The sequence below is a fragment of the Cytobacillus sp. Bva_UNVM-123 genome, from assembly GCF_046351715.2.
GTDB lineage: Bacteria > Bacillota > Bacilli > Bacillales > Cytobacillaceae > Cytobacillus.
This window is the reverse complement of the sequence record NZ_CM177772.1, coordinates 3,617,352-3,628,922: the sequence shown is the minus strand read 5'-3', so window position 1 is coordinate 3,628,922 and position 11,571 is coordinate 3,617,352. Positions and strand designations below refer to the sequence as shown.

Sequence of the window (11,571 nt, the reverse complement as noted above, 5' to 3'; positions counted from 1 at the left end):
CCAAGTGGTCGTTTTTCTTTTAAGTTTCTAAATCTTGAATGTAAAGCGAATTTGATAAGGAGTTTGAAAAAAATGGGTAAATCGATTATTGATAAAATATGGGAAAAGCATATCGTTCACAAAGAAGAAGGAAAGCCTGACTTAATGTATATAGACTTACACCTCGTTCATGAGGTTACTTCCCCCCAGGCATTTTCAGGATTAAGGATGAAAAATAGAAAAGTAAGAAGGCCAGATAAAACTTTTGCTACTGTTGACCATAATATTCCGACAGACAATCGCTATGATATTAAAGATGCAGTTGCCTTAAATCAAATGACTACATTAGAAAAGAATTGTGTAGAGTTTGGTATTGAATTAGCTGGAATAGATAGCCCAAACCAAGGGATTGTTCATGTTATTGGACCTGAGCTAGGTTTAACACAGCCAGGAATGACAATTGTTTGTGGGGATAGTCATACTTCAACACATGGGGCTTTCGGCTCCATCGCATTTGGAATTGGGACGAGTGAAGTTGAACATGTAATGGCAACACAAACGATATGGAGAGAAAAACCAAAAACGTTAAAGCTTGAAATTAACGGAGAATTAAGAAAGGGCGTTACGGCCAAAGACGTCATTTTGTATATTATCGCATCTTATGGGATTGATTTCGGAACAGGTCATGTAATTGAATATTGTGGTGAAACGATTAGAAAGATGACGATGGAAGAAAGAATGACCATTTGCAATATGTCAATTGAGGGTGGAGCAAGGGCTGGACTAGTTAGTCCAGATGAAACGACTTTTACTTATATGAAGGGAAGAAAACATATTCCAGAAGGTGAAAATTTCTTAAGTGCTATAGAAGAGTGGAAGCAGCTAGCTTCAGATTATGATGCCGTTTACGATAAGGTTATTTCAATAGATGCAAATGATATTGCGCCGATGGTTAGTTGGGGAACAAATCCTGCAATGACAGCCAAAATCAATGATCGAATTCCTACATTTAAAAAATGTAAAACAGAGATTGAGAAAAGGTCTCTTGAAAGAGCACTTGAATATATGGGGTTACAAGAAGGACAGAAAATCGAAGAAATTAAGATTCAGCATGTGTTTATCGGATCCTGCACAAATTCGAGAATTGAGGATCTACGTCAAGCGGCACATATTGCTAGGGGGAGAAATGTACACCCTAATGTGAGGGCACTTGTTGTCCCTGGTTCTCAGCAAGTAAAGAAACAAGCTGAGACTGAGGGGCTGGATACCATCTTTAAGCAAGCAGGTTTTGAATGGCGTGATTCAGGCTGCAGTATGTGTTTGAGCATGAATAATGATATCGTTCCAAGTGGAGAACATTGTGCTTCTACCTCTAATCGAAATTTTGAAGGTCGCCAAGGCTCTGGTGCGAGAACACATTTAGTCAGTCCTCTTATGGCAGCAGCAGCAGCCATTAATGGCCGTTTCGTTAATGTGAGTGAATTGATTTAATGTCGATAAAAGTATATAAAACAACTCGAATCTCATAGAGGAGGAACCGAAATTGACTGAATTTAAAGTTTTACATGGAAAAGCAATTGCTTTAGACCGAGCGAATGTAGATACAGATCAAATTATTCCAAAGCAATTTTTAAAAAGAATCGAAAAAACAGGCTTTGGGAAATATTTATTTTATGATTGGCGGTATTTGAAGAACGGTGAGGTAAATCCAGAATTTGAATTAAATCTTCCAGAAAATCAAGGCGCGGAAATTTTGATTGCGAATGAAAATTTCGGCTGCGGATCTTCTAGAGAGCATGCCCCATGGGCTTTAGCTGATTATGGATTTAAAGTAATAATTGCTCCGTCATTTGCAGATATATTCCATCAGAACTGTTTGAAAAATGGGATGCTTCCTATTCAATTATCTTCTGAACATGTGAAATATTTATTGGAAGAAGCAAAAAATCAGCCTTATAACTTAAAAATTGATCTAGAAAATGAAACAATTTCTGATAATAATAGTTTTATAATGAAGTTTGAAATTAATGGGTATTGGAAAAAAATGCTTATGAATGGTTGGGATGAAATTGAAATTACCCTTCAGCTTGAAAATAAAATTAGTGAATACGAACGATCAAATGTATCTTAACTAAAAATAGATAGATTCACAGTAGTTGCTGTGGATCTATCTATTTTTTTATAATATGAATTTAGCCGTCTCTCCTTTTCTAATTATGAATTGGATGCTAAACTAATTCAAAATAATAAGATTTGAGGCGTACAACAATGAAAAAGCGAGCTAGGAAAAAACTAAATGATAAAGTTATCCTATTTCCCGACCTCGAAAAAAGACTCCTTGAGAAAGGGTTGGAAAGCCTACAACAAAAGAATTTTCGTGATGCTATTGATTATCTTGAAGAAGCGCTGGCGCTTGATCCAGATAATCATGATATTCTCTTTGGCCTTGTCCTTGCTAATTTGGAATTAGGTTTATTACTGAAAGCTAAGGAATTTGCAAATCGGATGCTGCAAATGGGGATCGGTGATTATATTCATATTATTGAACTATACATTATGATTCTTGTGCAGCTTCATCAATATGATGAAATCGTTGCAACGATTGAAATCCTATTAGAAGAAAGAGAAATTCCGAAAGAGAAATTCGAGCACTTTACAAGTATGCTGCATTTTAGTAGAAAAATGGCAGATGCAAAACCTTTACAGGAAAAAGAAAGTGATATTACGGATGAACTCATCGGTCGAAAGCTCGATCTTTTCTCTTATAAAAATCAAGAAGCGCAAATACAACTAGGTGCTCAATTAGCAGAGAGAAACATTACGCCTTATATACAACAAATAAAATTTTATCTTCAGGCAAAAGAAGGGGATCTTTTCTTTAAAACGATCTTGTTAAATGTATTAATAAATCAAGAATATGATCAAGAAATTATGATCGAGAAGTTGGACAAACAACTAGCTGTAAATCCTGCTAATTTACAAAATAACAAAATACAGCCACAACAAAATAGGCTGCTCCATATCTTGAATGAGCAATTAGAACATGTTAATCCTGTTCTCTTAAATAATCTTAACAGTTTAATTAGACGTCATTTCTTTATCCTCTATCCTTTCGAGCTCGAGCAATACAAGGATGAAGTTTGGGCAGCAGCCTACCATTTATTAGCGGCAGCTTATCAGGGGATTTCAAATGAAGCAGAGGAATTAGCTGAGAGATATGATGTGAAAAAAGAGGATATAGTAGAAGCTGAACTAGTATTAAAGAAAATAGAAGAAATTTCATCCACCATTTTTTAGCTTCATTGTTGAAAGAATGGGTGCGTATGTTATAATATAATGGTTGTATATGTAAATGGGATTTTTTACAGTGTAAGAAAGCTATATCCATATCCATTCGTTATGAATGAAATGACAATAGATCGTTGGAGGGAAATAATCGTATGTCTGCAAAATTTGAAAAATTAGAAGGGAACCATGGAGTTCTTACAGTTGAAGTAGATGCAGAAAAAGTAACTGAAGGTTTAGAGGCTGCATTCAAAAAAGTCGTTAAACAAATCAATGTTCCAGGTTTCCGTAAAGGCAAAATGCCTCGTGGCATGTTCGAAAAACGTTTCGGAGTTGAATCTCTATATCAAGATGCTGTAGATTTTCTTCTACCAGAGGCTTATGCAAATGCGATCGAGGAAACTGGTATTGAGCCAGTTGACCGCCCAGAAATTGATGTTGAGCAAATTGAAAAGGGCAAAAGTTTTATTTTTACAGCTAAAGTTACGGTAAAGCCTGAAGTAAAACTTGGCGAATATAAAGGCCTTGAAGTTGAAAAGTTCGATACAGAAGTAACAGAAGAAGATGTAAATAATGAATTAAAGAGCATGCAGGAGAAACAAGCTGAGCTTGTTGTTAAAGAAGAAGGCAAAGCTGAAAATGGCGACACTGTCGTCATTGATTTTGAAGGTTTTGTAGATGGAGAAGCATTCGAAGGTGGAAAAGCGGACAATTTCTCTCTTGAGCTTGGATCTGGTCAATTTATCCCTGGATTTGAGGAGAAGTTAGTAGGTGTTGCTTCAGGAGAGTCAAAAGATGTTGAAGTAACTTTCCCAGAAGAGTATCATGCTGCTGAATTAGCTGGCAAGCCTGCTGTATTCAAAGTTACTGTTCATGAAATTAAAGGGAAAGAGCTTCCTGAATTAGATGATGAGTTTGCTAAAGATATTGATGAAGAGGTTGAGACATTAGCTGCTCTTAAAGAAAAAGTAAAAACTCGTTTAGAAGATAGCAAAAAACATGAGGCAGAGCATTTTGTACAAGATACAGTAGTTGAAAAGGCTACTGAAAATGCAGAAATCGATCTGCCAGAGGTTATGGTTGACACTGAATTAGACCGTATGGTAAAAGAATTTGAACAGCGTCTGCAAATGCAAGGAATGAATCTTGAACTTTACTTCCAATTCTCTGGTCAAGATGAAAGTGCATTACGCGAACAAATGAAAGAAGAAGCTGAGAAGCGCGTTCGTGTAAATTTAACTCTTGAAGCAATTGTAAAAACTGAGAATATTGAAGTTACTGATGAAGAAGTTACAGCTGAGCTAAGCAAAATGGCTGAGATGTATAATATGACTGCAGAAAATATTCAAAAAGCTTTAGGAAGCCTTGATGGAATAAAATCAGATCTTCAATTCAAAAAAGCAGTTGACTTCCTTGTAGAAAATAGCAAAACTATTTAATAAAAATAACATAATAAACAAGGCGCGATTTTATCGTGCCTTGTTTTATAAAATAGAAAATGTTTTTTTAGAATAAAGATAATTTCCAGTAAATACATATGAATTAATTGGTTAAAAACAATCGACTTAACTTAACCAAAAATGGTTAAGCTTATTGAGAATAACTTTTTGATTAAACATAGAGAAAATGGGTAAATATGTAACAATACATAAGAGAACTGGCTTTGCAAGAGTTATTATTTCCTGTCCATAATAGATATATGGTACAATGCAGTACATGACTAAAATGGTGATAGTTAAAAATCAGGATATTTTGCATACGTTTTGCATGCTTAATCTGATATGAAGTTTTTTAAGGGGTGAATATTTTGTTTAAATTTAATGATGAAAAAGGGCAGCTGAAATGTTCTTTTTGTGGCAAAACACAGGATCAAGTGCGCAAACTTGTTGCCGGACCAGGTGTATATATATGTGACGAATGTATCGAGCTTTGTACAGAGATTGTAGAAGAAGAGCTGGGTACTGAAGAGGAAGTTGAATTCAAGGATGTTCCGAAGCCAGCTGAAATCCGCGATATTCTTGATGAGTATGTTATTGGACAGGAACAAGCAAAAAAGTCTTTATCTGTAGCTGTTTATAATCATTACAAACGCATAAATTCCAATAGCAAAATTGATGATGTAGAACTATCGAAAAGTAATATCGTCATGATCGGACCGACAGGGAGCGGAAAAACACTACTCGCTCAAACGTTAGCTCGTATATTGAATGTTCCATTTGCAATCGCAGATGCAACATCATTAACGGAAGCAGGGTATGTGGGAGAAGATGTTGAAAATATTCTTTTAAAGCTGATTCAATCTGCTGATTATGATGTTGAAAAAGCGGAAAAAGGAATTATCTATATTGATGAAATCGATAAAGTGGCACGTAAGTCTGAAAATCCATCTATTACAAGGGATGTTTCAGGTGAAGGTGTTCAACAAGCCTTGTTGAAAATATTAGAAGGCACAGTTGCAAGTGTTCCTCCTCAAGGTGGACGAAAGCATCCACATCAAGAATTTATCCAAATTGATACAACAAATATTTTGTTTATTTGTGGCGGAGCATTTGACGGGATTGAACAAATTATTAAACGTCGCTTAGGTCAAAAAGTAATTGGATTTGGTCCTGATGTGAAGCAGGATGAAGTTGAACATAAGAATCTTTTATCAAAAATTCTTCCAGAGGATTTATTGAAATTCGGTCTCATTCCAGAATTTATTGGTCGTCTTCCAGTTATTGCGAGCCTATTGCCACTTGATGAAGATGCCTTAATTGAAATTCTTACGAAACCAAAAAATGCCCTTGTCAAACAATATCAAAAAATGCTTGAGCTTGATAATGTAGAGCTTGACTTTGAAGCAGAAGCTTTAGTAGAAATTGCCAAAAGGGCTATCGAACGAAAAACAGGTGCTCGTGGTCTCCGTTCTATTATTGAAGGGATCATGCTTGATGTCATGTTTGAACTGCCTTCCCGTGATGATATAAAGAAATGTATTATAACGAAAGAAACGGTCATTGATAATACATTACCTAAGCTTTTATTAGAAGATGGAACAATTATTGATGAAGAGCGTAAAACATCAGCATAATACTAGAAGTGTGAATGAAGTAAAAAAGCTAAACCTTAATAGGTTTAGCTTTTTTTTGTCCAGCTTTTTACAAGATAAATCTTGTTTATTCCAATCAGGTGAGGGAGATACTAGCATATATCAGCGAGACTAAGAAAAGCAGAAGCACTCTAATTGAGTGCTAGAGCTAGACAAAGTGCAGGAGGGAAAAGTATGAGTTGGACGGGGATTGCCCTATTTATACAATTGTTTTTTGGAATCGTTATTGGGCTCTATTTTTGGAATTTGCTCAAAAACCAGCGAACTCAAAAAGTTTCAATTGACCGCGAATCAAAAAAAGAAATGGATCAATTGAAAAAAATGAGAGCTATCTCTTTAACAGAGCCTTTAGCTGAAAAAGTTAGACCAGCGAGCTTCTCTGACATAGTTGGGCAAGAGGATGGAATTAAATCGTTGAAAGCAGCATTATGCAGCCCAAATCCCCAGCATGTAATTATTTATGGTCCACCTGGTGTAGGAAAAACCGCAGCCGCTAGACTTGTGCTCGAAGAAGCAAAGAAAACATCAAAGTCACCTTTTAAACCATCTTCAGTATTTATCGAATTAGATGCAACAACAGCTCGTTTTGATGAGCGTGGTATTGCCGATCCACTCATTGGCTCTGTTCATGATCCGATATACCAAGGTGCTGGAGCGATGGGGCAGGCAGGAATTCCTCAGCCGAAACAAGGGGCGGTCACAAATGCTCACGGTGGTGTCCTTTTTATTGATGAGATCGGTGAGCTGCATCCAATCCAAATGAATAAACTATTGAAAGTATTAGAAGATAGGAAAGTGTTTCTAGAAAGTGCTTACTATAATGAAGAAAACACGCAAATCCCTAATCATATTCATGATATTTTCAAAAATGGATTGCCAGCAGATTTTAGATTAATTGGTGCCACAACAAGAACACCAAACGAAATTCCACCGGCCATTCGCTCGAGATGTATGGAGGTTTTTTTCAGAGAGCTGGCAGAGGAAGAAATTATTGAAGTTGCGAGAAAGGCTGCTGAAAAGGTTAAGCTTTCCATAAGTGAAAATGCACTAACTATTTTGGCTACATATGCTAGAAATGGACGAGAAGCGGTGAATATGATTCAAATTGCCGCAGGACTTGCAATAACGGAAGAGAGAGCATGGATTAAAGATGAAGATATTGAATGGGTCATTCAATCGAGCCAGCTTTCTCCAAGAATGGAACGGAAAATTAGCACAGATTCAGCGGTTGGAGTTGTAAATGGTCTTGCTGTCTATGGCCCGAATTCAGGTGCTCTTCTTGAAATAGAAGTAACAGCGATTTCTGCTAATGATGAAAAAGGAAGTATAAACATTACCGGAATCGTAGAGGAAGAAAGTATTGGGGGTCAGGGGAAATCAATTCGTAGAAAGAGCATGGCTAAAGGCTCGATTGAAAATGTGATAACGGTCCTTCGTTCAATGGGAGTTCCAGCGAATGATTTTGATATTCACGTTAATTTTCCTGGAGGCATCCCTATCGATGGACCTTCAGCAGGCATAGCAATGGCAACGGGAATATATTCCGCTATATACAATTTACCAATTGATCATACAGTTGCGATGACAGGGGAGATAAGTATTCATGGATTTGTGAAGCCAATTGGCGGTGTCTATCCAAAAGTAAAAGCTGCAAAAAAGGCTGGGGCAAAAACGGTTATAATCCCCCAAGAAAACATGCAATCCATCCTTAATGACATACAAGGCATTCGAATTGTTCCTGTAAACCATTTAAATGAAGTTTTTGAACTTGCATTATTAAAAAAATTTTATCGGGAGCAAATCATTCCTGCTTCTATTGAATTAGCAAAAAAAGAAAGCATATAAATGGATAAAACTTCGGCTTGAATGATAGGACAGGCTGAAGTTTTATTAAGGTAATAAGTAAGTATAAAATTTTGATTGGGTGTCGCCAACTATATCATGTAAGAAAAAGCCAGGGCATTCGTCGAGAGAAATAGACGAATGCCGAATTTTTCCGATTTGATGGTCATAGGCCCTTCCTTCAAATAGGGGGATAACCATCCTCAAGCTTCCTTTTCTTTAGTTAGCTTGTTACTTTAGCATTTCTAATTAGACACTGATGGTTAAATACGATAGAATTGTACAAAGAAAATATTAGTAATAAAAGATGAAATTGGAGGTGCGTTAGTTTGGCGAAAAAGAAAGAAATCATCGTCCCCCTCCTGCCTCTTCGGGGTTTGCTTGTTTTTCCGACAATGGTCCTTCATTTAGATGTTGGGCGTGAGAAATCGGTACAGGCTCTTGAAAGAGCAATGGTTGATGAACATTTAATTTTCCTAACTTCGCAAAAAGAAGTATCAATAGATGATCCAATGGAAGAAGATTTGTACAAAAGAGGAACATTAACACGTGTTAAACAAATGCTTAAACTTCCTAACGGTACGATTCGTGTATTAGTAGAAGGATTGCAGAGAGCCGATATTGTTGAATTCAAGGATGAAACTTCCTATTATTCTGTTAGTGTTGTTGCATTTGATGAATCAACAACGAAGGATGTAGAAGCTCAAGCATTAATGAGGACTATGCTTGAATACTTTGAACAATACATAAAAATTTCGAAAAAAATATCTGCTGAAACATACTCAGCAGTAGCCGATATTGAAGAGCCAGGCCGGATGGCTGACATCATATCCTCTCACTTGCCTTTAAAGCTTAAGGAAAAGCAGGATATTTTAGAAATATTAGATGTCAAAGAGCGGATGAATCGGGTCATCGATATCATTCATAATGAAAAAGAAGTATTGAATTTAGAAAAGAAAATTGGTCAACGTGTCAAAAAGTCTATGGAGCGTACTCAGAAGGAATTTTATTTGCGTGAGCAAATGAAAGCAATCCAAAAAGAGCTTGGAGACAAAGAAGGAAAAACAGGTGAAATTGCTGATCTGACTGAAAAAATAGAAGAGGCTGGCATGCCTGAGCATGTTTATTCGACTGCAATGAAAGAATTAGAACGGTATGAAAAGGTGCCTTCGAGCTCAGCAGAAAGTGGAGTTATCCGCAATTATATTGAATGGCTTATTTCATTGCCATGGAATAAGGCGACTGAAGATGACATTAATATCAATAAAGCCGAAAAAATTTTAAATGATGATCATTATGGACTTGAAAAGGTAAAGGAACGGGTGCTTGAATATTTAGCTGTTCAAAAGCTAACAAATTCACTTAAAGGCCCAATCCTTTGTCTTGCTGGCCCTCCTGGAGTTGGAAAAACAAGTTTAGCACGCTCGATCGCTACGTCTCTTAATCGAAATTTTGTGCGTATATCTTTAGGTGGTGTCCGTGATGAATCAGAAATTCGCGGTCATCGGAGAACATATGTTGGAGCCATGCCTGGAAGAATTATTCAAGGAATGAAGAAGGCTGGCACGATTAATCCTGTCTTTCTTCTAGATGAAATTGACAAAATGTCAAATGATTTCCGAGGTGATCCTTCTTCAGCAATGCTCGAAGTTTTAGATCCAGAACAAAATAATAGTTTCAGCGACCATTATATTGAAGAAACTTATGATCTTTCGAAAGTGATGTTTATTGCAACAGCAAATGATTTGGCGACGATTCCTGGACCATTAAGGGATCGGATGGAAATCATCACCATTGCAGGGTACACAGAGCTTGAGAAAATTCATATAGCGATTGATCATCTATTACCGAAGCAAGTGAAAGAGCATGGTTTGACAAAATCACAGCTGCAAATTCGTGAAGAAGGCATTCAAAAAATCGTTCGTTACTACACGAGAGAAGCTGGTGTTCGAGGATTAGAGCGTCAGTTAGCATCCGTTTGCCGCAAAACGGCAAAGATCATTGTTTCTGGTGAGAAGAAAAGAGTTATCATTACTGAAAAAAATGTAGAAGAGTTTCTAGGAAAACCGATATTCCGCTATGGTCAAGCAGAGCTTGAAGATCAAATCGGAGTTGCTACAGGTCTTGCTTACACGACAGTTGGAGGGGACACATTACAGATAGAAGTTTCTCTTTCCCCGGGAAAAGGAAAGCTTGTCCTTACTGGAAAGCTTGGAGATGTGATGAAGGAATCAGCTCAAGCTGCTTTCAGCTATGTTCGTTCTAAAGCAAATGAATTAGGGATTGAAGAAGACTTCTATGAGAAATATGATATTCATATTCACGTCCCAGAAGGAGCCGTTCCGAAGGATGGACCATCAGCCGGGATAACCATTGCAACGGCACTTGTTTCAGCACTTACGGGTAAACCAATTCGTAAGGAAATTGGAATGACAGGTGAGATTACATTGAGGGGACGTGTGCTTCCGATTGGCGGATTGAAAGAAAAGTCATTAAGCGCCCATCGTGCAGGATTGACTAAAATCATTCTTCCGAAAGACAATGAAAAAGATATAGATGATATTCCTGAAAGTGTTCGTGAAGATTTGAAGTTTGTGCTTGTGTCTCATGTTGATGAAGTGCTCGAACATGCATTGACAGGCGGTGCCGACAATTGAAAGTAAATACTGCAGACATTGTAATAAGTGCGGTAAAGCCTGATCAATACCCAGAAGGGGGATTGCCAGAGTTTGCCTTGGCTGGTAGATCAAATGTTGGAAAATCTTCTTTTATTAATAAAATGTTAAATCGGAAAAGCTTAGCAAGAACGTCATCAAAACCTGGTAAGACTCAAACGTTAAACTTTTTCTTAATAAATGAAATTTTATATTTTGTTGATGTCCCTGGATATGGCTATGCGAAAGTTTCGAAAAAGGAACGTGAAGTATGGGGGAAAATGATTGAAACATATTTAACGAATAGAGAGCAGCTCAAAGCTGTCGTTCTAATTGTAGATTTGCGTCATCCCCCAACAAATGATGACATAATGATGTATGACTTTTTAAAGCATTACGAGATTCCTTGTGTCATTATTGCGACTAAAGCTGATAAAATCTCTAAATCCAAATGGCAGAAGCATATTAAAATTACGAAAGAAACATTGAACCTGAACAAAAACGATCATCTCATACTTTTTTCATCTGAAACAGGTCATGGAAAAGATGAGGCATGGTCTGTTCTTCAAAGCTATATATAGAAATTGGAATGAACCTAGTTGCGAAAGGCAGCTAGGTTCATTTTTTTGATTAGCTCTGTTACTCATTTCATCTAGTAAAATTCCTAGTTCATTTCGTTTTTTGTCAAAAGATAAGGAATTGCGAGGATTTGCTAGAATA

Annotated in this window: 8 protein-coding genes; all 8 read left to right on the top strand. The window is 36.9% G+C overall.

The window, feature by feature from the left end; translation table 11 throughout:
• The first annotated feature begins 72 nt into the window (after positions 1-72).
• The 8 genes from leuC (at position 73) to yihA (ending at position 11,432) form a co-directional block, all read left to right on the top strand.
• Positions 73-1,470, top strand: coding sequence for a 3-isopropylmalate dehydratase large subunit (gene leuC, locus KDN24_RS18610; RefSeq protein ID WP_409971984.1), 1,398 nt, complete (start codon positions 73-75; stop codon positions 1,468-1,470).
• 52 nt (positions 1,471-1,522) lie between these two features.
• The gene (leuD, locus tag KDN24_RS18605) at positions 1,523-2,110 is read left to right on the top strand and encodes a 3-isopropylmalate dehydratase small subunit (protein ID WP_491348107.1); all 588 of its coding nucleotides are present in this window, start codon (positions 1,523-1,525) and stop codon (positions 2,108-2,110) included.
• Between the two features lie 137 nt (positions 2,111-2,247).
• A complete protein-coding gene (locus KDN24_RS18600; protein ID WP_409971983.1) occupies positions 2,248-3,276 on the top strand; it encodes a tetratricopeptide repeat protein in 1,029 nt (342 codons plus the stop codon).
• A gap of 143 nt (positions 3,277-3,419) precedes the next feature.
• A complete protein-coding gene (tig, locus tag KDN24_RS18595) occupies positions 3,420-4,703 on the top strand; it encodes a trigger factor (protein ID WP_409971982.1) in 1,284 nt (427 codons plus the stop codon).
• Between the two features lie 368 nt (positions 4,704-5,071).
• Positions 5,072-6,337, top strand: a complete 1,266-nt coding sequence (gene clpX, locus KDN24_RS18590) for an ATP-dependent protease ATP-binding subunit ClpX (RefSeq protein ID WP_409971981.1) — start codon at positions 5,072-5,074, stop codon at positions 6,335-6,337.
• 192 nt (positions 6,338-6,529) lie between these two features.
• Positions 6,530-8,200, top strand: coding sequence for an ATP-dependent protease LonB (gene lonB / locus KDN24_RS18585; protein ID WP_491348106.1), 1,671 nt, complete (start codon positions 6,530-6,532; stop codon positions 8,198-8,200).
• A 326-nt stretch (positions 8,201-8,526) separates the two neighbouring features.
• Positions 8,527-10,854, top strand: coding sequence for an endopeptidase La (gene lon, locus KDN24_RS18580; protein WP_409971980.1), 2,328 nt, complete (start codon positions 8,527-8,529; stop codon positions 10,852-10,854).
• Positions 10,851-11,432: a ribosome biogenesis GTP-binding protein YihA/YsxC gene (gene yihA / locus KDN24_RS18575; RefSeq protein ID WP_409971979.1), complete on the top strand. Its 582-nt coding sequence runs from the start codon at positions 10,851-10,853 to the stop codon at positions 11,430-11,432. Before lon ends, yihA begins: the two co-directional genes overlap by 4 nt.
• Positions 11,433-11,571 lie beyond the last annotated feature (139 nt).